We start from the raw sequence: 25,444 nt of genomic DNA, 5'->3' as shown, positions 1-25,444 counted from the left end.
CGTTACGCGTGTAGATCCTGGTGCCGTCCTCACCGATGATCAGTTGCGAGCGGTAGCCGTCGAACTTCACCTCGTGAATCCAGCCGTCGCCTTCTGGAGGCTGCTCGACAAGGGCCGGCATCAAGGGAGCGATGAACCTCAAACGCATGCACAGGACTCACAAACCGCTATTCAATTAGCCTGCGCTAAAATAGTTCCGGAACATTTTAGACGAATTGCATGTTTGAACGTGATGAAGATCGAAGCCGACGAATGCCGGGCAGCCCTGACGCTTATCCGGCGCACGATCGAGGAACACTGCCCGCCCGGCGTGCTGCCGAGCGAGGAAGCGGGGAACGGCCTCTATGGGCCGGAGTTAATTCATGAGGCGGAAGCGTTGGCGGCTGCCATCGTCGCTACTATCGAAAAGATGCAGTTGCGCGTGATGATGAAACCGCCTGCCCCCAGCATCAAATAGCAGGCCAGGAAGCCCACCAGCGCGCGTTTCGGCTGGCCGCCGCTCTAAGCGTAAGCGCGGCTTGCTGCGGGCCGCATCAATCGGGCAAGTAGCCGCCGATGCATATCTTAAGGGGTGGGGATCCTTCCCGAGCTCTTATTGCGCAAGCCGTAGCGATCTTGGCCTTGACGTCGTTGATTTGCATCTGCAGTACGTTGAGCTTCTCAACAAGCTCGGGCATTCGAGCGACCGTTTCCTCAACGAACTTCATCGCGGGGGCGCAAGCCAGATACTCGCCTCGCAGATGATCTGCCGCATCACGTTCAGCGCTTGCTAGCATTCCCGGGCTAAAACTATCCTGATGGCGAGCGGTCTCCTTCAACGTGACGCCGACAACATTGGCGTACGACTTTGCAGGGAAGCAATATCGGTCAATCGCTTCCGCGTAAGCCCATACTCTGATGAACGGCATTTCCTCGATCTGGCTCGTGATGCCCCTGACAAGCCCTTCAAGTTCAGGTGTCCAGTTCTCGAGAATGACGGTAGCCTTGGCTGTTCCCGCGAAGCAGGTGACGATCAACAGGCAGAAAGCAATGGCCCGTTTCATTGCCCGGCTCCCCCAAAAGACCGAACTTAGACCGGCTAGCCGCGCCGCGCCAGCGCGCGTTTCCCTCTGCCCGCTCTCCTTACGCCGCCGAAACGTCCGGCTCGCTCATGCGCTTGCCTGTGCGCCCAATAGCAGTCGCGCCGACCCCCACCCTGCGATACAATGTGGGCGATGGAGGAGGTGCGTATGAGAAAGGCATTATTGACGACTCTGACCGTCTTGATCGTAAGCGCCATGGCCTTCGCGCAGCCGGCCATGGCCAAGGGGAAGGGCTTCAAGAAGCAACTCCGACAAGCCGCCGACGAAGCAGCAATAGCAGCCGGAACCGCCACTCCCGAACAAAAGGCAAGGGACGCTAAACGCAAGAAGAGACAGGCCGAGCTTGAGGCTATCCGTGCCAAATTGCACTCTGCCAGCGACCCGAACAAAAACTGACTGGCCTTGACGGCCTGCTGCGTCTGATAGGCCCGTGCCAGCACCATGCACCGTACGTAGGGCCATGCCGCGGCTCAAGCCCGGCTGCTTCTCTACCCACGGCCCGAAATGGCCATGCGGCAACTGTGCCTTGACCTTGAGCAGCCAGCGGCCGACGGCGAGCTTCTGGTCGACGGATAGGTGGCAGCGTGGAATTGCCCGAGTGTCGGCCGGCGCCGGGTCGCCCAGCGGCACGACATTGCTCGGCGACATAAGGGCGAGTCAGGGGAACATTTTAGCCGTGTTGAATGTTCCGTGCCTATGGACAGCCGACACCTCCTCACAGCAGATCAAGCAAGGGCAGCGCGAGCCCTACTGAACTGGTCGCGAGTGCGCCTCGCCGCAAAAGCCAATCTTAGCGAGATGACGATCGCCGTTCTTGAGAACGGCACTAGGAAACCCCGTCCCCACAACATCACGGCCATTCGCAAAGCATTTGAGGACGCCGGAATTGTCTTCACCTCGGAAGGCTCTTCATCGCTAGCCCGCCCTGAAGGTGACAGCGGTCTCGTCACCGACAATAGAATGTGGCGCGGCCGGCAGAGAAAGGCGTAGTGGCAACTAGAGCAGCCTGGCCGCCCACCAATGGCTAGCTTTAGACTGTCTCGTTTCGGGACGAAAAATGTTGGCACCCGTTTTGCATTGCAGAGATTGCCGGTGCTCCTCCCACCGGTCCTGATCGGGGATCAGGAAGTAAACTTCGCCGGGCTTGAGGTATTGGGGTTCCTCGCCCGGCGAGTTTTCTGTCAATGCAGCACAATTGGCACCGACAACAGTTTAGCGGCGTCTGATGTATGGACTCACACGTCGATTGGAAGCATTTTCCAGTTGGGGGGAAATTGGACGTGGCAAAGTCCAGCATCAAATAGTTCGTGAGCAGGCTGACCAATGGCGCCAGAACGCAAGGAAGCGTCGGCGCGGCTGGTGGCGACCACAATACCTGTTTGCGTTGGTGATGCTGCCGCTGGCCGCCTTTCTCACAGTGAGCCCCAGCAGTCTTGATACAGTCGCTAAGTTCATACCAGCCGAATGGCTTGGCAGATTGACGTTCCCGATCCGTCATCTCTGCTCGCCGGCGGCTGCAGCATCAAAGGCAACATTTCTATCAACACCGGGGAGCGGATTTACCACATGCCCGGCCAGGAACATTACTGGGAGACGAAGATAAGCCCCCAGTATGGCGAGCGGTGGTTTTGCACCGAGGACGAGGCGCGCGCGGCCGGCTGGCGCAAGGCTCGGCGATGACGGACACCAGTCAATGGCCGGCCGCCCCGGTCTACACTCCTCATGATTACGCACTCATCCTCAAGCTTTCGGAAGTCGGTGATCTGCCGCCGACCTGGGAGGAGTGGTGGGAAAGTTTCAAGGCGTCTGAAATTGAGCAACGCCGCCAAGGCTTTCCCGCCATCAGAGTGCAGGTCCACGCCGGCAAATTCAAAGCCTGGCTGCGGGCCAATTCCCTTTCGTCATCGGAACAGACCCGGCAGCAATTCGCTCAGCAGCGACTTGATATGAAACGAGCCAGGAAGGCAGAGCGTCGAATTCCGAAGCTTTCAGCGCCGCCCTCCTGGACGGTTCCGCCGGCCCTTCCTACGCACTGGACGCACAGGCCGTTAGAGGTGCTAGCCTATCTCCTACTGGCGATCGCCATAGGCTCTTTGCTGCTCGCGCTGTTTGACCCTATTCGCGCCGCTCGCGGTCTCGATATGATGGCCGCCGTCATATCCACGCGCGCGCCGGGGCGTTAACGGCTTGTTGGCGAGTGGCTGTCTAGCATCTGCTGATGGAAGCCACGTTCGAAGACCTGATCCAGGCTGTGAAAGCGTCGCCAAGGAGCCCTCGGGTTGCCATTGCGCTCGCCGCCTTTGCCGTCCTCGCTATCTTGGCCGGCGCGGGACTTCTGTTGAAAGGCGCCGTTCACGACGAGCCGCAGCGGCCAACTATCGATATCGGCCAAATACTTCACCCTGGAGTGGTTTAAAGCTAAGCCCGCCAGCATGGGCGCGGGCCGGTCACGGCCTTGCGGGCGCGCGGATCCAGCCGATCGCCGATCCTGCGGCGAAAGCGTAGACAACTGCAGCCATCACCGCGACAATCCATAGAGCCGCGGGGAGGTTTGGCGTTAGCGTCGAGGCGGCGCTCGCGGCGGCGACGCCGAGCAGGCTCCCGGTCTGGCGCAGCGCGTTCAAGAGACCGGATGCCACGCCCGACGCGGCCTCGGGAACCTGCTCGAGCACGGTGGCGATCACCGGGGGCACGGACGCGGACGTGCCCGCACCGAAGATGGCAAGCGTCCCCACGATAGCCGGCCAGGACGCATGGCCGACCAGCAGCCCGGCTGCCAAGGGCGCGGAAAGGGCCGCACAGATCAAGCTGCCCGCGATGAGGCGCTGTGGCGACACTTTCGCCTGGAGCCTGCCCGCGATCACATTGCCGACCGACAGGCTCGCCGCGGTGGGCAGCAGTGCAAGCCCGGTTCGCCTGGCGTCGAGCCCGTAGTCGCCGTGCAGATAAAGGCTCAGGATGAACAGCATGCCGAAATAGCCGACATAGACGAGGCAACCGACAAGGTTGGCCGCGAGAAAGGTCGGGTTTCGGAACCACACGAGCGGGACCATCGGATCGCGAGTGCGGCGCTCGATCAGGAACCAGCCTAGGGCGGCGCCGACAGCGATGGCCGCCGCAAGCCGGACCGCGGGCGAACCCGCTCCCCGTTCCGGCAATTCAATCGCGGCGAAGCAGAGGGCGCCGAGCATGACGATGCTGGTGAGTTGCCCGCCCCAGTCGAACCGCTTCGTCGGCTGCGTCGATCGCAGCCGCACGATCCAAATCGTCAGGCCAAATGCCAGCAAGCCCGCCGGCACGTTGACAAGGAAGACGCTGCGCCAACCAAGGCTGCCAACCAAGAACCCGCCGAGCACGGGCCCGATCGCCGCCGCGACCGAGGCGATGCCGGCCCATGTCGCGATCGCGCGCGCTCGTTCGTCGGGATCGTCGAAGGTTTCCCGCACGACGGCCAGCGAAGCGGGCAGGAACAAGGCGGCCCCGACGCCCTGCGCAACCGGGTTGCGACAAGCCACGCGACCGAACCGGCGGCGCCACACAAGGCGGAAGCGAGGACGAACAGGGCCAGCCCCGCGAGGTAGACGCGCTTCGCGCCCCAGCGATCCGCGAGAACGCCTCCGGCGAGGATGAGCGCCGCCATGCTCAGCGTGTAGGCATCGACGATCCAGGCGAGGTCGCCGACCCTCGCATCGAGATCGGCGCGCATTGCCGGCAGCGCGACGTTGACGATCGTGGCGTCGAGCACCGCCATGAACATGCCGCCGGCCACGAGCCACAGGGTGAACCTGCGCCGCCTCGCCGAGATTGCTTCGTCATCGGCACCGGCTGAACCAGCGCGGCTGTCTTCCAGTGTATCGCAACCTGTCATCGGACACCTCCTGCAGATCCAATCTAGGAATGCATACGATGCGATAAAGCAGTATATCTGCCTTTCTCTGATGCAAACTTGCATCATCCACTTCGCGTCGCCGGGAGGGTCACGATGAACTGGGACAATGCACGCTTCTTCCTGGAGATTGCGCGGGCGGGCACGCTGCGCGCCGCCGCGCGGCGGATGCGCGTCGATCAGGCGACGGTCGGCCGACGGCTGGCGGCGCTGGAGGACGAACTCGGCGCGCGGCTGTTCCTGCGCACGCCGTCCCTTTATGTGCTGACGCCGGCCGGCGAAGCGCTGGTCGAACCGGCCGAAGCGATCGAGCGGTCCGTCGCGCAGATGGAGCGACGGGTAATGGGCATCGACGAGCGGCTGATCGGCACGGTGCGGGTAGCCACGACCGACTCGCTCGGCAAGCGGTTCGTCATTCCGGCCATCGCCCGCATGCGTGCCGAACATCCCGGCATCGAGGTCATCTGCCTGGCCTCGCAGGACGTCGCCAGCCTGACCCGGCGTGAGGCCGACATCGCCATCCGCACCATCCGGCCCGACGCGCCCGATCTGATCGTGCGCCGCCTCGCCACGCTCAAAACCGGAATCTATGCCTCCCGTGCCTATCTCGCGGCCCGTGGCACGCCAGCCCCCGGCGACGGGTTTGCTGGCCACGATCTCGTCGTCTACCAGCAGCCGGTGGTGCCGACGATGCCTTCGGTCCTCTGCGGAGAGCCGGCCGGCGCCGGCAAGGTGGTGTTCCGCACATCATCATCCGTCACCCTTGTCGAGGCAACGGCAGCCGGCATCGGCGTTGCCGAACTGCCCTGCTACCGCGCCGACGCCGAGCCGGAGCTGGTGCGGATCATGCCTGAGCGCTCGGCCGATTTCGACGTCTGGCTCGTTGCCCATGCCGATCTCTACAAGACCGCGCGGATCCAGGCGCTGATCCGCGAACTGGTCGGGGCGTTCGATCCGGCCGCGTGATGATTGGAAGTGAATGAGCTGAAGGTCCGTGGCACGCAATGTCCGCCGAACCCTGCCGATTGCCGCATCGGGCGCGGCCAATACCTTGGACAAGACGTCGAGGATGACGGCTGGTTCAAGCGGATCGCAACGGTCAGCGATGGCGGAATAGCTCAAGGATATCTCCTCCATCAGCTTACCCGCAAATGCGTTTGCGTTGCCATATTAGGTTTCGCGCATGAATAGGAGTAGAGTCTTCATTGGTGCGCACTAGGCATGGGGCAGCAGCCAACTCCAAAGAGCGGGAGCTGACCGTTGTGACGCGCAGATCACCCTGACGCTCGCGAGGGGAGTAAGCAATGCGCATCCATTCAAGCCGTGTGTTTTTGGCATCTATTGCCGTCGCTTGGGTATCTGCCGCCGTGGCAGCCGACAAAACCGATGAGCAGCTGATTGAGAATGCGATTTCGGCAGCACCTGAGGCAGTCGGCAAGAATGCCGCTGTCGTGAACTGGGAGATGAAGACGCTCAGAAAGGGCACGAACGGCTTCACATGCATCCCTGACGACCCCGGCACTCCCACAGACGATCCCATGTGCACAGATGAGAACGGGATGGCGTGGATGCACGCGATCATGTCCAAGAGCGCGCCGCCCGAAGGCAAGGTCGCTTTCGCCTACATGCTGAAGGGGGGCGATGCGGCGAGCAATGCCGATCCCTATGCCCCTAGGCCGCCTGTAGACGGCAAATGGGTACACGATGGCCCCCACGTAATGGTCATGAACGCCCCGACCATAATGGCGTTGTATCCCCACGAGCCGGATCAGACACAGCCATATGTCATGTTTCCCGACACGCCCTATGCGCACCTGATGATTCCAGTGAAATAGTCCAGATCGGAAGCCGCCGCCTTTACGGCGGCAGGTCACCTCAAGGACGGAAGTCTGGTTGGTCAAGCTCTCGGCCATAACGTGCATGGCGGGGTGTCCTGTGCTGACCGTAGGCCACACGATAACAAGGACAATTCGCGACTGCCAAGATGGAAATAGAAAACCCCGCCGGCAGGGAACCGGAGGGGTTAGTCCTGGGAGGACGCGCGGCACGCGCTGCCGTTCGTCGACCGCGCCTTGTCCACATATCGCCCGGTTACGACACCGATGTGACACTCTCGCCCCGATCCCATGGCTCGGCCATGCCTATGGCTCGGACACCGGCATCAAGCCTTTGGAAAGGAGAAATGTGGTTCTCTCCCGGAAGCCGAGGCGCGAGCGTTCTGGCTAAAGACGGCAATAGAGGCGGGCGAATGGACATATTTGGCATCAAGGGGCTGTTGATCTGCGCACTGATCTTCATTCCGTTCGAACATCTGTTTGCCGAGCGGCCCCAGAAGGTCCTGCGCAAGGGCCTGGGTGTCGATCTGATCTATGTGCTGTTCAATGGGCTTATCGTAAAAACGGTCATCGTTCTGATCGCGGCCAACACACTCGAAGCCGCTGCGATCCTCGTTCCGCAATCGATCACGCAGGCCGTCGGCGGCCAGCCCGTCTGGCTGCAGGTTCCCGAAATCATCCTGATCACGGATATCGGCGTCTACTGGGCACACCGGGCATTCCACACAATCCCGGCGCTTTGGAAATTCCATGCGGTGCACCACGGCATCGAGGAACTGGACTGGCTCGGCGCATTCCACTCCCACCCGGTCGACGCCATCCTGACAAAGGCATTGTCGCTGACGCCGATCTTTTTCCTCGGCTTCTCCGAAGCCTCGATAGCCATCTTTTCAGTCATCTACTTCTGGCACACGCTGCTCGTTCATTCGAATGTGCGGATACCGTTCGGCCCCTTGAAGTGGTTGATCGCCAGCCCGCAGTTCCATCGCTGGCACCATGCCAACCAGCGCGAGGCCTATGACAAGAACTTCGCCGGGCAATTGCCTGTCCTCGACATGGTGTTCGGCACCTACAATGCCACCGGCAACAAGGTGCCGGAAAAATACGGCGTCGATGATCCGATCCCCTCCAGCTATCTCGGGCAGGTCAGCTATCCGCTCCTGCCGGGCGAGAAGCGATCGAACGGACCGGTGCCGAGCACCGAAGCCTGACGGCTGACACCGACACGCAGGACTTGTGCCGCTCGAAACTGGCGGTGTCGCCAGGTGGCAGCAGACGTTCCGTCGCGGGTTGGTTTCGGCTGATACCGGCAATAATTGTGGGTCCTGCGCATTCGCCTCGAGGCATTCCCGGCATGGACCATCACGACGACGATCTCAGGAAATTCGAAGCGCACGGCGCGACGCCCCTGCCGGCCGCAAGGGACGAAAGCCGGGTGGAACATGAGGGCGCAGAAATCTGGTACGCCACGTTTGGCGCCGGCCTTCCGGTGATCCTGCTGCATGGCGGCCTCGGCCACAGCGGCAATTGGGGATTTCAGGTCCCCGCGCTGGTCAAGGCCGGCTACCAGGTCGTGGTGATCGACAGTCGCGGCCACGGGCGCAGCAGCCGCGACGAACGGCCGTACAAATATGAACTGATGGCTTCCGATGTCCTGGCGGTGATGGACGCGCTGCGCTTGAAGAAGGCTGCTGTGGTGGGTTGGAGCGATGGCGCCTGCGTCGCCCTGATCCTTGGCATGAAGGCCGCCGACCGCGTCACCGGCGTGTTCTTCTTCGGCTGCAACATGGATCCGAGCGGCACCAAGGAATTCGAGCCGAGTCCGGTCATCGATCGCTGTTTTGCCCGGCACGCCAAGGACTATGCCGAATTGTCGGCGACGCCGGACCAGTTCGACGCATTCGTCAAAGCCGTCGGCCTGATGATGAAGACCGAACCCAACTATACCGCCGCCGACCTGGCGCGGACGCGCGTGCCCGTGGCGATCGTTCACAGCGAGCATGACGAGTTCATCAGACACGAGCACGCGAGCTATCTCGCCCGCAGCATCCCGGCATCGGAATTGATCATCCTGCCCGGTGTCAGCCATTTCGCGCCGCTGCAACGGCCCGGGCAGTTCAACAGCGTGCTGCTGGCCTTCCTCGAAAACATTCATTCTTGAACGTCGGGTGCGCGCCCCCAGGAGCCGGAAGGCTTTTTCGCGTCGAATCGGCTAAGCCTTGAAGCATGAACGAGACCTCACTTTATGCGCCGGTGAAGCGGTTCCTCGAAAGTCTCGACTTTGTCGTGAAGGGCGAGATCGGCGGTTGCGACATCGTCGCGCTGCGCGAGGGCGAACCGCCGGTGGTCGTCATCTGCGAATTGAAACTGCAATTCAATCTGGAATTGGTGCTGCAGGGCGTCGACCGCGCGGCCGCTTGCGACGAAGTCTGGCTGGCGGCGCGCATGTCGGCGCGCGGCAAGGGACGCGAAAGCGACGCCCGGTTCCGCAATCTCTGCCGCCGGCTTGGCTTCGGTGTGCTTGGCGTGACAGCCAACGACAAGGTCGAGGTGCTTGTCAGTCCCGCCGCGCCGGAGCCGCGCAGGAATGCGCGGCGGCGATCCCGCCTTGTCGACGAGCACCAGCGTCGCCGCGGTGATCCTGTCGCCGGTGGAGGATCGCGCAATCCGATCATGACCGCCTACCGCCAAAGTGCCCTCACCTGTGCGGCCGCGATGGCGGACGGACCCAAACGACCGCGCGATCTGAAGGCCTTGACGCCGATCGCGCCGAAAATCCTGCAGCACAATGTCTATGGCTGGTTCGCCCGCGTCGACCGCGGCCTCTACGATCTCACCGATGCTGGCCGCGCCTCGCTGGTCCGTTGGCCGCAGACACCGCATGATGATGTCCGACACGAGATTTTGATTGCGTCGACCGCCTGAATGCCGGGGCTTGCCAGCTATGGCGCGCCCCGCTTGGTTGATTTTTCAGACAAAACATGCTGCTAGTCCCGCCCATGAAGACACTCTGCATGATGGCCATTGCGTCCCTGACGCTGGCTTTCCCGGCCAGCGCTATGGACAATGCATTGCGTGCCGGGCTGATGAAACTTGATCCGCAAACACGCCTCGAACAGCGCTGCGATGCTGAAGTCCTGGACCGGATCACCCACGATGACCGCAAGTTCAAGGCCGACCGGGTCGTCGCCTACGCCTTCGCGACGCCCGAGATGAGCGCCGATGCGATCAGGAGTCCGGGTGCGGCGTTCCGCAGCAAGGGACAGTGGTACCGGCTGAAGTTCAAATGCCAGACCGGCCCCGACCATATGGAAGTCCTGCAGCTGCGCTACCGGATCGGCGACGAAATTCCGGAAGCCGACTGGGTGAAATACAATCTCTACGATTAGTTTTTCGCGGGCTTGCGTGGCTTCGGCTCACGTGCCGACAGCGGCTGAAAATCCCCTGTAATACCCCTGCCACGAAAGTGGTTTTCCGGTGTTGTCTGTCCCTGCGTCTTGACGCCAGCGGACCATGCCTTTAGGCCCGTCTGGACAATCGACAACGAACACTCGGCGAAGGGCTTCCTGGTCGATGGAAATATTTACCGCCGCAGGCGTTTCGGCTCTTCTTCAGGTCATTGCCATCGACCTTGCGCTCGCGGGCGACAACGCCATCGTCATCGGCCTCGCCGCGGCCGGCTTGCCGGCCGCCCAACGCAAGCGCGCCATTTTGGTCGGCATCGCGGCGGCCACCGTGCTTCGCATTTTCTTCGCCCTGATCACGCAATGGCTGCTGACCATCGGCCCGATGCTGTTGATCGCCGGCGGCCTGCTTCTGCTGTGGGTCTGCTGGAAGATGTGGCGCGAATTGCGCGTCAGCCACGATGAGGAGCGCGACGCGACCGAAGCGCTGTCGAATGGCGATTTCGACAAGGACGGCGTCATCGGCGGCAAGGTATCCGGCAAGACCTTCTCGCAGGCCGCCTGGCAGATCGTCATTGCCGACGTGTCGATGTCGCTCGACAATGTCCTGGCCGTGGCAGGTGCTGCCATGAACCATCCGACGGTGCTGATCATCGGACTGGCCCTGTCCATCGCCTTGATGGGCTTTGCCGCGTCGTTCGTCGCGCGCCTGCTGCACAAATACCGTTGGATTGCCTATATCGGTCTGGCAATCATCCTCTATGTCGCGGTCAAGATGCTGCTTGACGGGGCCGTGCAGCAATTCCCCGAGCACTTCGCTTTCCTGGCGCCTTGGTTCGGATCCGGAGGGCACTGAGCCACCCGATGGCGCGGACCAGCCCGTCGGCCGGTTTGCTTGATTGCGCAACCCATGCTATTGCGCCGCGCGTATTGGCTCCTGCCATGCGCCACAGACCGACATTTACAGCGATTTGAGGCCGGACCAGCGTTTCGGCCCGTGCCCCCATTGGAAACTTGCCTATGTCCGCCCCTCGCGTCAGTTTCGTCAGCCTTGGATGCCCGAAGGCGCTCGTGGATTCCGAGCGCATCATCACGCGCCTGCGCGCCGAAGGCTATGAGATCGCCCGCAAACATGACGGCGCCGATCTCGTCGTGGTCAACACCTGCGGTTTCCTCGATTCCGCCCGCGATGAGTCGCTCAACGCCATCGGCTCCGCGCTTTCGGAAAACGGCAGGGTCATCGTCACCGGCTGCCTCGGCGCCGAGCCGGAGGTGATCCGCGAAAAGCATCCCAATGTGCTGGCGATCACCGGGCCGCAGGCCTATGAGAGCGTCATGGCAGCCGTGCATGAGGCAGCCCCACCCTCGCACGATCCCTATATCGACCTGCTGCCGCCACAGGGCGTCAAGCTGACGCCGCGCCACTATGCCTACCTGAAGATTTCGGAAGGCTGCAACAACCGCTGCACCTTCTGCATCATCCCCGCACTGCGTGGCGATCTCGTTTCGCGCCCGGCGGCCGATGTGCTGCGCGAAGCCGAAAAGCTGGCCAAGGCCGGCGTCAAGGAACTCCTGGTCATCTCGCAGGACACCAGCGCCTACGGCATCGACATCAAGTATCAGACGTCGATGTTCGGCGACCGTGAAGTGCGCGCGAAATTCCTCGACCTCTCGGAGGAATTGGGCAAGCTCGGCATCTGGGTGCGCATGCACTATGTCTACCCCTACCCGCATGTCGCCGACGTCATCCCGCTGATGGCCGAAGGAAAAATCCTTCCCTATCTGGATATCCCGTTCCAGCATGCCTCGCCGCAAGTGCTGAAAAACATGCGCCGGCCGGCACATGGCGAAAAGACGCTGGAGCGCATCCGCGGCTGGCGTGACGTGTGCCCGGATCTTGCCATCCGCTCGACCTTCATCGTCGGCTTCCCTGGCGAGACGGACGAGGATTTCGAGATGCTGCTCGACTGGCTGGACGAGGCCAAGATCGACCGTGCCGGCTGCTTCAAATACGAACCGGTCAAGGGCGCCCGCTCCAACGACCTCGGCCTCGAGCAGGTGCCGCAGGACGTCAAGGAGGCGCGCTGGCATCGCTTCATGCAGCGCCAGCAGAAGATTTCGGCGACGCAGCTGGCAAAAAAGGTCGGCAAGCGCCTGCCGGTGCTGATCGACGAAGCGAATGGCACATCGGCGAAAGGCCGCACCAAGTACGACGCGCCCGAGATCGACGGCTCGGTCCACATCCAGTCGCGCCGCCCGATGCGTGCCGGTGACATCGTCACCGTCAAGATCGAGCGCGCCGACGCCTACGACCTCTACGGTTCGGCCGTCTGAGCTTTCCGTCGCTTTCTCCCGACAAATGAAAAGGGCGCCTCGCGGCGCCCTCTCCAAATCCGATCGATCGTGCCGCTTACTGCGGCAGCTTGTCGTCGACGCCCTTCACGTAGAAGTTCATGCCGAGCAGCGTGCCATCGTCGGCGACCTCGCCGTCCTTCAGCCACGCCGAGCCGTCCTGCTTGGCGATCGGTCCGGTGAAGGGGTTCCAGCCGCCGGCGATCTTCTTCTCGGTCGCCTCGGCCATTGCCTTCACGTCGTCGGGCATGTTGGTGTAGGGCGCGAGCTTGACCGCACCGTCCTTGATGCCGAGCCACACATTGTCCGGCTTCCAGGTGCCGTCGATGGCTGCCTGCACGCGGCTGATGTAGTACGGACCCCATTCGTCGGTCAGCGAGGTCAGCTGCGCGTTCGGCGCGAACTTGATCATGTCGGACGACTGGCCGAAGCCATGCAGCTTGCGCTCCTCGGCGACCTGCAGGGCGGCGGTCGAATCGGTATGCTGGACGATGATGTCGGCACCTTGGTCGAACAGCGCCTTGGCGGCGTCGGCTTCCTTGCCCGGATCGAACCACGAATTGACCCAGACGATCTTGGCCTTGAAGTTCGGGTTGATCGACTGCGCGCCGAGCATGAAGGAGTTGATGCCCATCACCACTTCGGGAATCGGGAAGGAGACGATGTAGCCGGCAACGCCGGACTTCGATTCCTTGGCGGCGATCTGGCCGAGCACATAACGGCCTTCGTAGAAGCGTGCATTGTAGATGCCGAGATTGTCACCGGTCTTGTAGCCGGTGGCGTGCTCGAACATCACTTTCGGAAACTTCTTGGCGACCTTCACTTCGGCATCCATGAAGCCGAACGACGTGCCGAAGATCAGCTTGCAGCCTTCGCGCGCCAGGCGTTCGAAAGCACGGTCGGCATCGGGACCTTCGGAGACGTTCTCCAGATAGGCGGTCTCGACCTTGTCGCCGAGCGCCTTCTCGACTTCGAGCCGGCCCTGGTCGTGCTGGTAGGAGTAGCCGAAATCGCCGATCGGGCCGGTATAGACCCAGCAGGCCTTCAACTTTTCGGCAGCCTCTGCGGACGCGGCCAGCGACAAAGCCGCTGTCGTCGTCATCAGGGCAATAAGCAGTTTTTTCATCGTGTTACCTCTCTGTGTTAAGCCTTGGAGCTTCCCGTCTTTTTGTTTTTGTCAACGATCCGGAACGAATGGCTGCCCCAGGGATGCCGGCGTGTTCATCATCGTCAGACGCTTGTTGCGCGAGATTAGAACGAGAACGACGACGGTTGCCAGATAGGGCAGAGAAGAAAGCATCTGCGAGGGCACCGGAATGCCAAAAGCCTGTGCATGAAGCTGGCCGATCCACACCGCGCCGAAGATGTAGGCGCCGGCCAGCACCCGCCACGGCCGCCACGAGGCGAACACCACCAGCGCCAGTGCGATCCAGCCGCGGCCAGCGGTCATGTTCTCGACCCATTGCGGCGTGTAGACCAGCGACAGATGGCCGCCGGCGAGACCGGCGCAGGCGCCGCCGAAGATTACCGAGAGATAGCGGTAGCGGATGACCTTGATGCCGAGCGCATGCGCCGAGGCATGGCTGTCGCCGATCGAGCGCAGCGTGAGGCCGGTTCGCGTCTTGAACAGGAACCACATGACGGCGGCGGTCAGCACGATCGAGATGTAGAACACCGGATCCTGGCCGAACAGCAGCTTGCCGACAACCGGGATGGAGCTCAGGCCGGGAATGTCGAGATTGGGCAGCCTGACGCCGGGCTGGCCAACGAAGCCCGTGCCGATCATGCCGGAGAGGCCGAGGCCGAGCAGCGTCAGCGACAGGCCGGTCGCCACCTGGTTGGTGGCCAGCGACAGCGTCATGACGGCAAACAGCAGCGAGAACAGCGCCCCCATGGCGATCGCCGCCAATAGGCCGACCCAGGGCGAGCCGGTCAGATAGCCGGCCCCGAAGCCGCCGACCGCACCCATGATCATCATGCCCTCGACGCCGAGATTGAGCACGCCGGAGCGCTCGACCACCAGTTCGCCGATCGCCGCGATCAACAGCGGTGTCGCCGCCGTTGCGATGGTCAGGAGGATGTTGACGGTGATGTCCATCAGCGGGCTTCCTTCAACTTCGGTGCAGCGTCGAGCTTTGCCGCGCCTTCTTGTTTCGTCAGCGCCAGGCCGATCAGGCGGATGCGGTAGTGGATGAGCGTGTCGCAGCCGAGCACGAAGAACAAAAGCATGCCCTGGAACACCCGCGCCACCTTGTCGGAAATGCCGAGCGCGCTTTGCACCGCCTCGCCGCCGAGATAGGTCAGAGCCAGAACCAGGCCTGCGGCGATGATGCCGAGCGGATTGAGGCGGCCGAGGAACGCCACGATGATGGCGGTGAAGCCGTAGCCGGGAGAAATCACCGGCTGCAATTGCCCGATGGCGCCGGAGACTTCCGAAATACCGGCAAGGCCGGCCAGCGCGCCCGACAGCAGGAAGGCGAAGAACACCATGCGGCTGAGGCCGAAGCCGGCGAAGCGCCCTGCCCGTGGGCTGGAACCCAGCACGCGCACCTCGAAGCCCTTGAGCATGCGCCCCATCAGGATCCAGATCAGCACCGCGGCAACCAGCGCGAAGACAAAGCCCCAATTGGCGCGTCCGGCGTCCGGCATCAGTTCCGGCAGCACGGCGGAGTCGCCGAACTGGATCGTCTGCGGGAAACCATGGCCCTGCGGATCGCGCCAGGGGCCGCGAACCAGCCAGTCGAGGAAGAGCTGGGCGACATAGACCAGCATCAGGCTGGTCAGGATCTCGTTGGTGTTGAAGCGGGTCTTCAGAAACGCGGGTATCGCCGCATAGGCCGCGCCGCCGACCATGCCGAGCAGAAGCATCAGCGGCAACACCAGCGGGCCTTCGAATTGCGGAAACAGCACCGGAATGGCCGAGCCGAAGATGGCGCCGAAAATAAACTGGCCCTCGGCGCCGATGTTCCAGATGTTGGCCTTGTAGCAGACCGACAGGCCGACCGCGATCAGGATCAGCGGTGCCGCCTTGATCGCCAGTTCATGCAGCTGCCAGACCTGGCTGATCGGCTCGATGAAGTAGATCCGAAACGCGGTCAGCGGATTGACGCCGAGCAGCGCGAACAGAATGGCGCCGGCGATGATCGTCAGCGCGAAGGCGATGAACGGCGACAGGGCCGAAAACAGCGCGGAGCGCTGCGGGCGTTTGACGAGTTCGAGGCGCATCATGCCGTCTCCAGCGTATGTTCGGCGTGGCCGGGCTCAGCGCCGCCCATCAGCAGGCCGACCTTCTCGAAGGTTGCTTCGGCGATCGGCATCGGCTTGGACAGTTCGCCATTGTGCATGACCGCGATCGCGTCCGAAATTTCGAACAGCTCGTCGAGATCCTGGCTGATCACCAGCACCGCCGATCCGCTCCGCGACAGTTCGATCAACGCCTGCCTTATGTGGGCTGCGGCGCCGGCGTCGACTCCCCAGGTCGGCTGGTTCACCACCATGACGCTGGGCCGGCGGTCGAGTTCGCGGCCGACGATGAATTTCTGCAGGTTTCCGCCCGAAAGTGCCGCAGCTTCGGGATCCGGCGCGCTCTTGCGCACGTCCATCGCCTCGATGATGCGTTGGGAGGCAGCGTAAATGGCGCCGCTCTTGACCATTCCCCCGGTGCCGACAAACGCCTTGCCGTCCGTGGCATGGCGCGACAGCAAAAGGTTTTCCGAAAGTTTCATGCGCGGCGCCGCACCATGGCCGAGGCGCTCTTCCGGCACGAAGGCGGCACCCAGCAGGCGCCGTCCGGTGATGGTCAGCCCACCCGCATCCTTGCCGCGGATGCGCACCGAGGCGACGTCCTGCTGCAAGACTTCGCCGGAGACGGATTCGAAGAACTCACCCTGGCCGTTGCCGGCGACACCGGCAATGCCGATCACCTCGCCGGCACGGACATTGAGGCTGATGTTCTTGAGCGGAATGGAGAACGGCGTTGCCGGCTTGCGGGTGAGACCGCGGACTTCAAGCAGCGGCTGCGCGGTCTCGATCCCCTCGACCGGTGCACGCACCACGGCCTGCACCTCGTTGCCGACCATCATGCGGGCGAGCGAGGCGGCTGTCTCCTCGCGCGGGTTGCAATGGCCGACCACCTTGCCGTGCCGCAACACGGTGGCGCGGTCGCAGATGCGTTTGACCTCTTCCAGCCGGTGCGAAATGTAGAGGATCGATTTGCCTTCCGAGCGCAGCCGCTCCAGCGTCTCGAACAGCTTGTCGGCTTCCTGCGGCGTCAGCACCGAGGTTGGCTCGTCGAGGATGATAAGCTGTGGCGTCTGCAGCAGGCAGCGGATGATCTCGATGCGCTGGCGTTCGCCGACCGACAGGTCGCCGACCAGCGAGTCCGGATCGAGCGGCAGGCCGTAGCTGTAGGAAAGCGCCCTCGCCTTTGCGGCGATGCTGCTGATCGGCGAGCCGTCGTCCAGGGAAAGCGCGATGTTCTCGGCCGCGGTCAGCGCCTCGAACAGCGAAAAATGCTGGAACACCATGCCGATGCCGAGCTTCTTGGCGGCACCCGGGCTGGTGATCCGCACCGCTTGGCCGTTCCAGAAAATCTCGCCGGAATTGGGCTCCAGCGAGCCGAACAGCATCTTGACCAGCGTTGACTTGCCGGCACCGTTCTCGCCGAGCAGCGCGTGGATTTCACCTTTGGCGATGTTGAGATCGATATGATCGCACGCCGTCAGCGTGCCGAATATCTTGGTCAGGCCACGAACCTCGAGCAGGTTCGCCCCATCATGATTTGCACTCACAGTGCCTCCCATCTGGTTCACCAGATATGTTCTGTGTTCCCGCAAGCATGGTAGGCGCCGCTGGCTCTCAACGGAAAGCGGCACGCGTCTTGAAAGAGCTTCAAGAATTTCAGCGGAAATTCAAGGGATAGCAAGCCCGGCGGGACTAAGGGATGAGAATGGTCGTCCCTGTTGTCCTGCGCCCCTCGAGGTCGGCATGCGCCTTGCCCGCATCCTTCAGCGCATAGCGCTGGTTGATCTGGATCTTGACGGCGCCACTGAGCACCACGTCGAACAGCGCGGCAGCGGAGGCGTCGAGATCCTCGCGCTTGGCGTTGTAGACGAACAGCGTCGGCCTTGTGGCGAACAGCGAGCCCTTCTGCGCCAGCAATGACATCGAGAAGGGCGGGATCGGTCCCGAGGACTGACCGAAGCTGACGAACATGCCGAGAGGCTTGAGGCAGTCGAGCGAGGCCGGGAATGTATCATTGCCGACCGAATCGTAGACGACATCGCATTTCTTGCCGCCGGTGATGGCCGCGACGCCGGCGACGAAATCCTGCTCCTTGTAGTTGATGACATGGTCGAAACCGTGCGCCTTGGCGAGTTCGATCTTGTCGGTCGAGCTTGCCGTGCCGATGACGGTTGCACCGAGATGTTTCGCCCATTGGCCGAGAATGAGCCCGACGCCGCCGGCAGCGGCATGGAACAGGATCGTGTCGCCCGCCTTCACCTTGAAGGTCCGGCGCAGGAGATATTCTGATGTCATGCCTTTCAGCATCATCGCGGCCGCCTGCTCGTCGCTGATGCCCTCGGGAATCTTGACCACGAGGCTTGCGGCGATAACGCGTTGCTCGGCATAGGCCCCGACATTCGTCGAATAGGCGATCCGTTCTCCTGGCTTCAGCCAGTCGACGCCCTCGCCGACCTCCTGCACCACGCCGGCGGCCTCGCTGCCCGGAATGAGCGGAAAACCTCCGGGCGGCGGATAAAGGCCAGAGCGATGATAGACGTCGATGAAGTTGAGGCCGATGGCCGTATGCCTGACCAGGATCTGTCCGGAACCCGGCCGGCCGGGACCGGCGTCCTCATAGGTCAGAACTTCCGGGCCGCCATGGGCGTGGATGCGGATCGCTTTGGACATGGATTGGGATTCCTGTGGGAGCGGCTAGTCAGGCCTTTTTGGCGCCGAGATTTGGAAAGAACTGCATGATGCCACCGATACAGGCCAGGTAAAGCCCGGTAATGGTGATGCCGATCTTGATGAAGGTGCTGACCTGTGCGCCCAACACACCGATCTGGTCATAGAAAGCGGCAAGCGCCGCCTGTGCGAGGGCAAGCGCGCCGAAGGCGCACCACAAAAGGGTCATTGTGAGATTGATGGGCCGCAGCCGCACGACCCGCACCGGATGAATGAAATTGATCGGGATGAAGGTCAGAATACCGGCCACCACCACCACCGCGAATGACACCCATTGTCCGGGCTCGATGACGAACAGCGTGAACACCACCATGTTCCAGACCACGGGGAAGCCCTTGAAGAAATTCTCCTTCGTCTTCATGCCGGTGTCGGCATAATAGATCGCGCTGGAGACAACGATGATCGCCGCCGACAGGAACGACAGACCCTCGCCCATGAAGCCGCGCTGGTAGAGCGCGAAGGCCGGGATCAGCACATAGGTCACGTAGTCGATGATGTTGTCGAGGAGCTCGCCCGACCAGGTCGGCAGGATTTCCTTGACCTCGAGCTTCCTGGCGATCGGCCCGTCGATGCCGTCGACGAACAGCGCCAGTCCAAGCCACCAGAACATTGCCGTCCAGCGTTCCTCACTCGCCGCCACCAGCGACAGGAAGGCAAGGAACGAGCCCGACGCCGTCAGCAGATGGACCGAGAACGCCCTCGCCTGCGGCCAGGTGACCTTCTTCTTCGGTCGCGGAATCCGATCCGTGATCTTCTTGGCGGCTCTCCGTGCCGCCATGTTCCTGGCCGATGTGTTCTTGCTCACGGGCCCCGCCAATCCAGCTTGCAGATTTCGGCCGATCGACCGGCAAAATTCCAGTTGCGGCCAAAGGCTCGCATCTTGCTCTTGTCGGATCTCGCCACGATGATCTCCGGTGCAATCCAGTATTCCGAATTGGTGATCACCGTATCCCTCTCGCGATCCTTGCCCGCGATTGGCGTGACTGCGCCATCGATGATCTTCGGTATCTGGAAGATACGCGTCTTGTCCCGTGTCTCATAGGTGATCGGCACCTGTTCCACACCCAGGAATTTTCCGACCAGGATCGACAGCAGCGATGTGGTTCCGCCGGCCTTGCCGGTGAAGATCTTCGTCAAGGCCTTGATCGCGTAGACCGAGGCGCGTTTGTCGATGAAGAGGCCGGCGGTCCAGTTGCCGCGGCTCATGTAACCGGGGATTTCCATGATCAGCCCGAGGTTGAGGCCGGACAGGTCGACCTCGCCGAAATGGCCGGCATCGATACGGAAACCCGCCCAGGTCTGGCAGTAGCCCTCGGTCGGAGGGTGACTGCCGAGCGACAGCACGCAAGGGCAAAAAACCGTGCAATTGCAGGAGAGTACGAGCTCTCCTTTCATTGCCCAGCCCTGATCTGTCATTGAATTTCCCCCACTCACAGCGAGACTACTAGCAGCGCGGCTGCCCAGACAAGCAGTATCGCACCGGCCAGCCGGGTTGGAAGACGGCCCGTGGTCTGTTTTTCAATCAGGGTGAACACGCCGATCAGCGCCATCCAGAAGATGTTCATCACGCCGACTGCGAACATCACCAGCATCAGCGCCCAGCAGCATCCGAGGCACCAGATGCCTTGCGCCGCACCAAGCCGGAAGACGCGGACGGGTTTGGCGCTCCAGTTCGAAAACAGGATCGAGAACGGGTTGCGGCATTTCTTCAGGCAGGCCTCCTTGAGGCCGCTGAACTGGTAGAGGCCTGCAACCAGCAGTGCGAGCGCCCCGGCAAGGCCAAGCAGCGGATCGTAGATTTCGCCGGACACGGCGAATGCATGCACGCAGAGCGTCAGCGCCGCAAACAGCATCGAGGCGGCGAGCCAGACACCGAGATAGCCGGCAACCAGCACCAGCGGATGGACGACCGGCTCGCCCTTGAGCCGGGCCGTATCGGCGATCTCGCAATAGGTGCGGATCATCGGCGCCGCCGACGGCAGCATCGCGGCGATCGCCATCAGGAACCACATCAGGATCAACGCCAGGGCACGCGGGACGATGCTTGCATCCAGCGGCGCCGGCGACAGGCAGAGCGCGAAGAACCGCTCCAGGAAATCGGGCAGCGGCAGCTGCGGCAGGCCGCGCAGAAGTGTGTCGCCGGGCGCACTGCCCCAGGCCTCGGCGCCGCGAATCGCCATCGTTGCCAGCGACGACCATGCAAGCAGAATGCTGGCGCCGACGACGATATTGACCGTCAAACGTGGGTGGCGCGCAATATCAGCCGTGGCGCGGCCGGCGCGGTCGAGATGGCTGAAATCGTCCTGGGGGCCGGTCATGACACCCGAATGAGCCGAATCGCCGCGTTGATCAAGCCGCATGAACTGACCTATATGCTTCTCGACTGGCAGGTCTGGTGACCCGCCTCGCATCGCAAGCCGGAAACCGATCTTGGAGCATCAGGAAACAGCGCGAATACTGATTGCCGGAACCGGTCCGGCAGGGCTGATCGCGGCGCTGGCTTTCGCCGATGCCGGCTTCCCGGTGACGCTGGTCGGGCCTGAGGCGTCGGCCCCCGATGGCCGCACCACGGCCTTGATGAACCCTGCCCTGAAAGTGCTTGAGCGGCTCGAGGTCCTCGGAGCCATCAGGCCCAAGGCCGCTCCCTTGAAAGTCATGCGCATCGTCGACGCGACCAGCCGGCTGATCCGCAGCCCCGTCGTCACCTTCCGCGCCAGCGAGATCGACGAGGAGCAGTTCGGGCTAAACCTGCCCAACAGCGTCCTTGGCCCGGCGCTTGGCGACAAGGTGGCCGCGCATTCCGGGATCGAATGGCGCAGGTCGATGGTGAAGACCTGGCACCTCGATGTCGATCGGGCTCATGCCGTTCTCGCCGACGGCAGCGAGATTGGCGCTTCACTGGCGGTCGCCGCCGATGGTCGCCAGTCGCCTGCGCGCGAGGCGGCGGGCATTTCGACCGGTTCGCACGCCTATCCGCAGGCCGCACTCGTGCTTAATTTTGGCCATAGCCGTGAGCACGCCTCCACCTCGACCGAGTTCCACACCGAAACCGGTCCGTTCACTCAGGTTCCGTTGCCCGGTAATCGCTCAAGTCTCGTCTGGGTGGTGAAGCCCGAGAACGCCAAAGAGCTTGCCGCCCTGGATGATGCAACGCTCTCGTTGCGGGTCGAGCAGCAGATGCAGTCGATGCTGGGTCGGGTGACGGTGGAGCCGGGCCGCCAGATCTATCCGCTTTCGACCGTGACGCCCCTGCGTTTCGCACGAGACAGGGTGGCGCTTATCGGCGAAGCCGCGCATGTGTTCCCGCCGATCGGTGCGCAAGGCCTCAACCTTGGCATCAGGGATATTGACGATCTGGTTGGAATTGCAAAAGAAAATAGCCGAGATCCAGGCGCGGCCAAGGCCCTTGCCGCCTACGATTTCAAGCGCCGGCCCGACATTCTGGCGCGCAGCAGCGCGGTCAACCTGCTCAACATGTCGCTGCTTTCCGACATGCTGCCGGCGCAGATGGCACGCGGCGCCGGTCTCGGCGTGCTCGGCGGCTTTGCACCGCTGCGCGCCTTCTTCATGCGCGAAGGGCTCCGCCCCGGCAGTGGTTTTGCAGCACTCGCGGGCGGCCTGCGAAAACCCATGCGGCAGCAGTAGCGATTTTGCGGATTTTATCGCGACGTCGCGACATCAATCAAAACCTCTGCGTCGCATTCTGCGTAGCTTGAAGGCGCTCGAACGCTTCGGGATTGAATTGACTCGGAGTCTGCGCCAAATAAAGTCAAGGAATTCAGTGGTGAGTACGATGAAAACGGCCAAATTCGCGATCGGACAGGTGGTTCGCCACCGGCTGTTTCCGTTTCGAGGCATCATTTTCGACGTCGACCCCCAATTCGCCAACACCGACGAATGGTACGAAGCCATCCCCGCCGACGTGCGGCCGCGCAAGGATCAGCCATTCTACCATCTGCTCGCCGAGAATTCGGAAACCGAATACATCGCCTATGTGTCGGAGCAGAATCTCCTCGAGGATCGGTCGGGCGAGCCGGTCCGCCACCCGCAGATCAAGGAGATGTTCGACAAGAGGCCGGACGGGCGTTACGAGCCGAAACGCCAGTCCAGGCACTGACCTTGCGGCATTCTGGTCGTCGGTCAGGAAATCCGGGCCAAGGCCAGACATGAAAAAAGCGGGGCATGACCCCGCTTTTTCTTTGACTCGAGAATGGCCGAGCCGGTGATCAGTTGGCGGTCTTGGCCTTGTCCTGCTCATCCTTGAGCTTCTTGGCGAAGTCCTGGTTGTTCTTGGCGACGAAGTCCTGGAGCTTCTTTTGCCGGTCCTCGATGTCCGACTGCTGCAGCGGCGGACCGTCATAGGCGCCGCTGAAGCCCTGGAGCGCGATCTTGATCGGGTTGGCCTGGTTCTGGAAATTGATCGAGGTCAGCGTGATCCCCTGACCCTTCTTGAACGAGGCGACGAGCTGGTCGGTCAGCGGCACTTCGGCCACGCAACGATCCGGGAAGCAGATGACATAGTCGAGCTTTACGGCCTTGCCGGTGTCGATCTGCAGGCCGATGCCGGGAGGTACCAGGCGACCGGTCGGGACCGTCACCTGAAACACCTTGCGGTTCACCTTGCCCTTGAGCTCGATCAGGCTCACACCGGTGACGAGCTGGCCGTTGCCGGCCGTGACGATGTTCTGGACGTTGCAGATATCGACGTCTTCCTGCTTGGTGCAGGCCTTGAACCAGCCCTGTGGAATCTGTTGCTGCTGCTGTGCGGAAGCAGAGGGAAGTCCTGCGCCCAGAAAGCCGACCACGCCCGCGGCCATGACCGAAAGGCGGTACGCATTGCTGTTCAGGCTCGTCATGTCGTGCACTTCCTCTCAAATGATCCCGGAACCGGCTTCTCTATGCCGTGTGGTCCAGCTACCTGTTGCCGAAATGAGGCAACAGAATGACTTCGGACGGCGTGTTACACTGCAAGCGGTGCCGAATCCAGCCCCGCCCACTTGTAATTCTTGATGACACGATTGGCCGGCGGGGACCTGCCTCATGCTAGGGTGCGCACCGAATCATCAAGCCGACCTGTTAAGGAGACGGTCATGGGCCGCGTTCTTGTTTGGCTGATCACCGCGATATCGCTTTTCACCCTTTCGCTGCGGCCGGCCATGTCGGAACCGAAGCATGCCATCGCCATGCAGGGCGAGCCGGCACTGCCGCCCGACTACACCCATTTCGACTACGTCAATCCCGATGCGCCGAAGGGTGGCAACATCACCTATTGTGTTGTCGGCAGCTTCGACAACCTCAACCCTTTCATCCTGAAAAGCCTGCGCACGACGGCGCGCGGCATGATGGATCTGACCTACGGTAACCTCGTTTTCGAACCGCTGATGCAGCGCAACTACGACGAGGCCTTCAGTCTCTATGGACTGCTCGCTGACAGCGCGGACATGGATTCCGAGCGCAAGTCGATCGAGTTCCATCTCAATCCCAATGCAAAGTGGTCGGACGGCGAGCCGGTGACGCCGGAGGATGTGCTGTTCACCTACGACGTCTTCACCGACAAGGGTCGCCCACCCTACAACGCACGCATGAGCCTGATCGCCAAGCTTGAAAAGACCGGCGATCACAGCGTGCGCTTCACTTTCAATGACAAGGCCAATCGCGAAACGCCCATGATCATCGCGCTGACGCCGATCCTGCCGAAACATGCCTTCGACAAGGAGACTTTCGACAAGACAACGCTGAAGCCGCTGATTGGCAGCGGACCTTACACCATTGCCCAGGTGGCGCCGGGCCAGCGTATCGTGTTCAAGCGCAACCCCGATTATTGGGGCAAGGATGTCCCGGCCAAGCGCGGCTTCGACAATTACGACCAGATCACCATCGAATATTTCCTCAACGCCAACGCCAAGCTCGAGGCTTTCAAGAAAGGCCTCTGCGCCATCGACGACGACGGCGATCCGGTCAAACGGGAGCGCGATCTGGACTTCCCGGCGTTCCATAGGGGGGACGTGGTTTCTGAAACCTTCGACACCGGCATTCCGCCCGTGGTGACCGGTTTCCTGTTCAACACAAGGCTGCCGAAGTTCTCCAATCCGGTGGTTCGGCGCGCGCTCGGCATGCTTTACGACTTCGAATGGGCGAACAAGAACCTGTTCGGCGGCAAATACACCCGCACGATGAGCTACTGGCAGAACTCGGAACTTTCCGCGCTCGGCCATCCGGCCGACGACAGGGAAAAGGCCTTGCTCGCCCCCTACCCCGGCCGTGTGCCGCCCGATGTCATGGACGGCACCTGGAAACCGCCCGTGACCGACGGTTCAGGTCAGGACCGCAAGGTGTTGAAGACAGCCTTCGATCTCCTGAAAAGCATCGGTTACCACGTGCAGGACGGTACAATGCTCGATCCCGACGGCAAACCTTTCGCATTCGAGATCCTGACTGCTTCGCAAGACGAAGAGCGCCTGGCCGGTATCTATCAGCGCACACTGGAGAAGATCGGCATCAACGTCAGCATCCGTAGCCTCGACGGCGACCAGATCCAGTCACGCAAGCAGCGCTTCGATTTCGAGGCTCTGATCGGATCGAGCGGCTTCAACAATTCACTGTCGCCAGGCTTCGAACAGCTCGGGCGCTGGAGCTCCGAGGCGGCCAAGGCCGAAGGCTCGTTCAATCTCGCCGGCGTTGCCGATCCGGCAGTCGATGCGGCGATCGACGCGATGCTGCGCGCCCGCTCGAAGGAGGATTATGTCGCCGCCGTCCGCGTTCTCGACCGGCTGCTGATCTCGGGCAATTACATGGTGCCGATGCAGTACAACACGCAGCAGTGGCTTGCTTACTGGAATTATCTGGAACATCCGAAGAAGACGCCCATATTCGGTTATCAGCTGCCGACATGGTGGCGCAAACCGAACTGAAAAT

26 protein-coding genes and 2 pseudogenes are annotated in these 25,444 nt (G+C 62.1%); 16 read left to right on the top strand and 12 right to left on the bottom strand.

All coding sequences use genetic code 11. The annotated features are described in order from the left end of the window. The first annotated feature begins 232 nt into the window (after positions 1–232). Positions 233–457: a hypothetical protein gene (locus D3242_RS25725; protein WP_064985434.1), complete on the top strand. Its 225-nt coding sequence runs from the start codon at positions 233–235 to the stop codon at positions 455–457. 76 nt (positions 458–533) lie between these two features. On the opposite strand, the gene D3242_RS25720 is transcribed toward D3242_RS25725, so the two are convergent. Further along, on the bottom strand, positions 534–1,043 hold the full coding sequence (locus D3242_RS25720) for a hypothetical protein (RefSeq protein WP_064985436.1): 510 nt from the start codon (positions 1,041–1,043) through the stop codon (positions 534–536). Between the two features lie 186 nt (positions 1,044–1,229). Here D3242_RS25720 and D3242_RS25715 point away from each other — a divergent pair, with 186 nt between their 5' ends. The 4 genes and pseudogenes from D3242_RS25715 to D3242_RS25700 all read left to right on the top strand — a co-directional run bounded on the left by D3242_RS25715 (position 1,230) and on the right by D3242_RS25700 (position 3,265). Next, positions 1,230–1,478, top strand: a complete 249-nt coding sequence (locus D3242_RS25715; RefSeq protein WP_141700936.1) for a hypothetical protein — start codon at positions 1,230–1,232, stop codon at positions 1,476–1,478. Between the two features lie 300 nt (positions 1,479–1,778). Next, entirely contained in the window at positions 1,779–2,072 is a 294-nt protein-coding gene (locus D3242_RS25710) for a helix-turn-helix domain-containing protein (RefSeq protein WP_064985437.1), read from the top strand. A gap of 522 nt (positions 2,073–2,594) precedes the next feature. Then, positions 2,595–2,762, top strand: a pseudogene (locus tag D3242_RS34505) (sunset domain-containing protein); the annotation flags it as partial. Beyond that, positions 2,759–3,265 carry a hypothetical protein gene (locus tag D3242_RS25700; RefSeq protein WP_064985441.1) on the top strand — a complete coding sequence of 169 codons (507 nt, stop codon included), beginning with the start codon at positions 2,759–2,761 and terminating at the stop codon, positions 3,263–3,265. The pseudogene D3242_RS34505 and the gene D3242_RS25700, both read left to right, overlap by 4 nt. On the opposite strand, the gene D3242_RS25695 is transcribed toward D3242_RS25700, so the two are convergent. Both D3242_RS25695 and D3242_RS25690 read right to left on the bottom strand, forming a co-directional pair. Next, positions 3,262–3,483 (bottom strand): hypothetical protein, encoded by a 222-nt coding sequence (locus tag D3242_RS25695; protein ID WP_081296202.1) that lies wholly within the window; start codon positions 3,481–3,483, stop codon positions 3,262–3,264. The genes D3242_RS25700 and D3242_RS25695 overlap by 4 nt on opposite strands. 46 nt (positions 3,484–3,529) lie before the next feature. After that, a pseudogene (locus D3242_RS25690) lies at positions 3,530–4,788 on the bottom strand (MFS transporter). A gap of 276 nt (positions 4,789–5,064) precedes the next feature. Between D3242_RS25690 and D3242_RS25685 the strand changes: the two are divergent. The 8 genes from D3242_RS25685 to rimO all read left to right on the top strand — a co-directional run bounded on the left by D3242_RS25685 (position 5,065) and on the right by rimO (position 12,541). Then, positions 5,065–5,934, top strand: coding sequence for a LysR family transcriptional regulator (locus D3242_RS25685; protein WP_064985443.1), 870 nt, complete (start codon positions 5,065–5,067; stop codon positions 5,932–5,934). 338 nt (positions 5,935–6,272) lie between these two features. Next, positions 6,273–6,803, top strand: a complete 531-nt coding sequence (locus D3242_RS25680; protein ID WP_051112826.1) for a hypothetical protein — start codon at positions 6,273–6,275, stop codon at positions 6,801–6,803. Positions 6,804–7,216: 413 nt separating this feature from the next. Next, positions 7,217–8,014, top strand: coding sequence for a sterol desaturase family protein (locus D3242_RS25675; protein ID WP_038646753.1), 798 nt, complete (start codon positions 7,217–7,219; stop codon positions 8,012–8,014). A 143-nt stretch (positions 8,015–8,157) separates the two neighbouring features. Further along, entirely contained in the window at positions 8,158–8,964 is an 807-nt protein-coding gene (locus D3242_RS25670) for an alpha/beta fold hydrolase (protein WP_064985445.1), read from the top strand. Positions 8,965–9,029: 65 nt separating this feature from the next. Continuing rightward, the gene (locus tag D3242_RS25665) at positions 9,030–9,728 is read left to right on the top strand and encodes a DUF2161 domain-containing phosphodiesterase (protein ID WP_064985446.1); all 699 of its coding nucleotides are present in this window, start codon (positions 9,030–9,032) and stop codon (positions 9,726–9,728) included. 56 nt (positions 9,729–9,784) lie between these two features. After that, positions 9,785–10,192 (top strand): DUF930 domain-containing protein, encoded by a 408-nt coding sequence (locus D3242_RS25660; protein WP_019858077.1) that lies wholly within the window; start codon positions 9,785–9,787, stop codon positions 10,190–10,192. A 184-nt stretch (positions 10,193–10,376) separates the two neighbouring features. Then, positions 10,377–11,063 (top strand): TerC family protein, encoded by a 687-nt coding sequence (locus D3242_RS25655; RefSeq protein WP_019858078.1) that lies wholly within the window; start codon positions 10,377–10,379, stop codon positions 11,061–11,063. A 164-nt stretch (positions 11,064–11,227) separates the two neighbouring features. Beyond that, positions 11,228–12,541, top strand: a complete 1,314-nt coding sequence (gene rimO, locus D3242_RS25650) for a 30S ribosomal protein S12 methylthiotransferase RimO (RefSeq protein ID WP_019858079.1) — start codon at positions 11,228–11,230, stop codon at positions 12,539–12,541. A 76-nt stretch (positions 12,542–12,617) separates the two neighbouring features. On the opposite strand, the gene D3242_RS25645 is transcribed toward rimO, so the two are convergent. From D3242_RS25645 to D3242_RS25610, 8 genes are all read right to left on the bottom strand, one after another. Then, a complete protein-coding gene (locus tag D3242_RS25645; protein WP_019858080.1) occupies positions 12,618–13,685 on the bottom strand; it encodes a BMP family ABC transporter substrate-binding protein in 1,068 nt (355 codons plus the stop codon). Between the two features lie 51 nt (positions 13,686–13,736). Further along, a complete protein-coding gene (locus tag D3242_RS25640) occupies positions 13,737–14,657 on the bottom strand; it encodes an ABC transporter permease (protein WP_064985448.1) in 921 nt (306 codons plus the stop codon). Then, the gene (locus D3242_RS25635; protein ID WP_020628867.1) at positions 14,657–15,787 is read right to left on the bottom strand and encodes an ABC transporter permease; all 1,131 of its coding nucleotides are present in this window, start codon (positions 15,785–15,787) and stop codon (positions 14,657–14,659) included. The genes D3242_RS25640 and D3242_RS25635 overlap by 1 nt, the downstream gene beginning before the upstream one ends. Then, the gene (locus D3242_RS25630) at positions 15,784–17,361 is read right to left on the bottom strand and encodes an ABC transporter ATP-binding protein (protein WP_064985450.1); all 1,578 of its coding nucleotides are present in this window, start codon (positions 17,359–17,361) and stop codon (positions 15,784–15,786) included. The genes D3242_RS25635 and D3242_RS25630 overlap by 4 nt, the downstream gene beginning before the upstream one ends. Positions 17,362–17,494: 133 nt before the next feature. Next, on the bottom strand, positions 17,495–18,472 hold the full coding sequence (locus D3242_RS25625; RefSeq protein WP_038646760.1) for a quinone oxidoreductase family protein: 978 nt from the start codon (positions 18,470–18,472) through the stop codon (positions 17,495–17,497). Between the two features lie 28 nt (positions 18,473–18,500). Further along, positions 18,501–19,307 (bottom strand): phosphatidylcholine synthase, encoded by an 807-nt coding sequence (pcsA, locus tag D3242_RS25620; RefSeq protein WP_027046831.1) that lies wholly within the window; start codon positions 19,305–19,307, stop codon positions 18,501–18,503. A gap of 23 nt (positions 19,308–19,330) precedes the next feature. Beyond that, positions 19,331–19,945, bottom strand: a complete 615-nt coding sequence (locus D3242_RS25615) for a DUF1326 domain-containing protein (protein WP_027046832.1) — start codon at positions 19,943–19,945, stop codon at positions 19,331–19,333. 14 nt (positions 19,946–19,959) lie between these two features. Continuing rightward, a complete protein-coding gene (locus tag D3242_RS25610) occupies positions 19,960–20,889 on the bottom strand; it encodes a DUF2182 domain-containing protein (protein WP_081296192.1) in 930 nt (309 codons plus the stop codon). 70 nt (positions 20,890–20,959) lie between these two features. On the opposite strand from D3242_RS25610, the gene D3242_RS25605 reads away from it, so the two are divergent. Then, a complete protein-coding gene (locus D3242_RS25605; RefSeq protein WP_064985451.1) occupies positions 20,960–22,174 on the top strand; it encodes a UbiH/UbiF family hydroxylase in 1,215 nt (404 codons plus the stop codon). A gap of 148 nt (positions 22,175–22,322) precedes the next feature. After that, the gene (gene hspQ, locus D3242_RS25600; protein WP_019858091.1) at positions 22,323–22,646 is read left to right on the top strand and encodes a heat shock protein HspQ; all 324 of its coding nucleotides are present in this window, start codon (positions 22,323–22,325) and stop codon (positions 22,644–22,646) included. Positions 22,647–22,755: 109 nt separating this feature from the next. Here hspQ and D3242_RS25595 read toward each other — a convergent pair whose 3' ends face one another. Then, entirely contained in the window at positions 22,756–23,385 is a 630-nt protein-coding gene (locus tag D3242_RS25595; RefSeq protein WP_027046833.1) for an invasion associated locus B family protein, read from the bottom strand. Positions 23,386–23,619: 234 nt separating this feature from the next. Between D3242_RS25595 and D3242_RS25590 the strand changes: the two genes are divergently transcribed. Continuing rightward, complete coding sequence (locus D3242_RS25590) at positions 23,620–25,440, top strand: extracellular solute-binding protein (RefSeq protein WP_064985453.1); 1,821 nt, start codon at positions 23,620–23,622, stop codon at positions 25,438–25,440. Positions 25,441–25,444: the final 4 nt, after the last annotated feature.

It is taken from the genome of Mesorhizobium jarvisii (genome assembly GCF_003601985.1).
Classification (GTDB): domain Bacteria; phylum Pseudomonadota; class Alphaproteobacteria; order Rhizobiales; family Rhizobiaceae; genus Mesorhizobium; species Mesorhizobium jarvisii.
This window is presented reverse-complemented; position numbering and strand designations above follow the sequence as displayed.

What these genes read in the sequence shown, in the direction of transcription:
- D3242_RS25685 (WP_064985443.1), top strand. Translation starts at nt 5,065, where the DNA reads ATGAACTGGGACAATGCACGCTTCTTCCTGGAGATTGCGCGGGCGGGC.
- D3242_RS25635 (WP_020628867.1), bottom strand. Translation starts at nt 15,787, where the DNA reads ATGATGCGCCTCGAACTCGTCAAACGCCCGCAGCGCTCCGCGCTGTTT.
- rimO (WP_019858079.1), top strand. Translation starts at nt 11,228, where the DNA reads ATGTCCGCCCCTCGCGTCAGTTTCGTCAGCCTTGGATGCCCGAAGGCG.
- D3242_RS25665 (WP_064985446.1), top strand. Translation starts at nt 9,030, where the DNA reads ATGAACGAGACCTCACTTTATGCGCCGGTGAAGCGGTTCCTCGAAAGT.
- D3242_RS25660 (WP_019858077.1), top strand. Translation starts at nt 9,785, where the DNA reads ATGCTGCTAGTCCCGCCCATGAAGACACTCTGCATGATGGCCATTGCG.
- hspQ (WP_019858091.1), top strand. Translation starts at nt 22,323, where the DNA reads ATGAAAACGGCCAAATTCGCGATCGGACAGGTGGTTCGCCACCGGCTG.
- D3242_RS25670 (WP_064985445.1), top strand. Translation starts at nt 8,158, where the DNA reads ATGGACCATCACGACGACGATCTCAGGAAATTCGAAGCGCACGGCGCG.
- D3242_RS25645 (WP_019858080.1), bottom strand. Translation starts at nt 13,685, where the DNA reads ATGAAAAAACTGCTTATTGCCCTGATGACGACGACAGCGGCTTTGTCG.
- D3242_RS25625 (WP_038646760.1), bottom strand. Translation starts at nt 18,472, where the DNA reads ATGTCCAAAGCGATCCGCATCCACGCCCATGGCGGCCCGGAAGTTCTG.
- D3242_RS25725 (WP_064985434.1), top strand. Translation starts at nt 233, where the DNA reads ATGAAGATCGAAGCCGACGAATGCCGGGCAGCCCTGACGCTTATCCGG.
- pcsA (WP_027046831.1), bottom strand. Translation starts at nt 19,307, where the DNA reads ATGGCGGCACGGAGAGCCGCCAAGAAGATCACGGATCGGATTCCGCGA.
- D3242_RS25680 (WP_051112826.1), top strand. Translation starts at nt 6,273, where the DNA reads ATGCGCATCCATTCAAGCCGTGTGTTTTTGGCATCTATTGCCGTCGCT.
- D3242_RS25595 (WP_027046833.1), bottom strand. Translation starts at nt 23,385, where the DNA reads ATGACGAGCCTGAACAGCAATGCGTACCGCCTTTCGGTCATGGCCGCG.
- D3242_RS25630 (WP_064985450.1), bottom strand. Translation starts at nt 17,361, where the DNA reads ATGGGAGGCACTGTGAGTGCAAATCATGATGGGGCGAACCTGCTCGAG.
- D3242_RS25720 (WP_064985436.1), bottom strand. Translation starts at nt 1,043, where the DNA reads ATGAAACGGGCCATTGCTTTCTGCCTGTTGATCGTCACCTGCTTCGCG.
- D3242_RS25675 (WP_038646753.1), top strand. Translation starts at nt 7,217, where the DNA reads ATGGACATATTTGGCATCAAGGGGCTGTTGATCTGCGCACTGATCTTC.
- D3242_RS25615 (WP_027046832.1), bottom strand. Translation starts at nt 19,945, where the DNA reads ATGACAGATCAGGGCTGGGCAATGAAAGGAGAGCTCGTACTCTCCTGC.
- D3242_RS25655 (WP_019858078.1), top strand. Translation starts at nt 10,377, where the DNA reads ATGGAAATATTTACCGCCGCAGGCGTTTCGGCTCTTCTTCAGGTCATT.
- D3242_RS25710 (WP_064985437.1), top strand. Translation starts at nt 1,779, where the DNA reads ATGGACAGCCGACACCTCCTCACAGCAGATCAAGCAAGGGCAGCGCGA.
- D3242_RS25640 (WP_064985448.1), bottom strand. Translation starts at nt 14,657, where the DNA reads ATGGACATCACCGTCAACATCCTCCTGACCATCGCAACGGCGGCGACA.
- D3242_RS25590 (WP_064985453.1), top strand. Translation starts at nt 23,620, where the DNA reads ATGGGCCGCGTTCTTGTTTGGCTGATCACCGCGATATCGCTTTTCACC.
- D3242_RS25715 (WP_141700936.1), top strand. Translation starts at nt 1,230, where the DNA reads ATGAGAAAGGCATTATTGACGACTCTGACCGTCTTGATCGTAAGCGCC.
- D3242_RS25610 (WP_081296192.1), bottom strand. Translation starts at nt 20,889, where the DNA reads ATGCGGCTTGATCAACGCGGCGATTCGGCTCATTCGGGTGTCATGACC.
- D3242_RS25700 (WP_064985441.1), top strand. Translation starts at nt 2,759, where the DNA reads ATGACGGACACCAGTCAATGGCCGGCCGCCCCGGTCTACACTCCTCAT.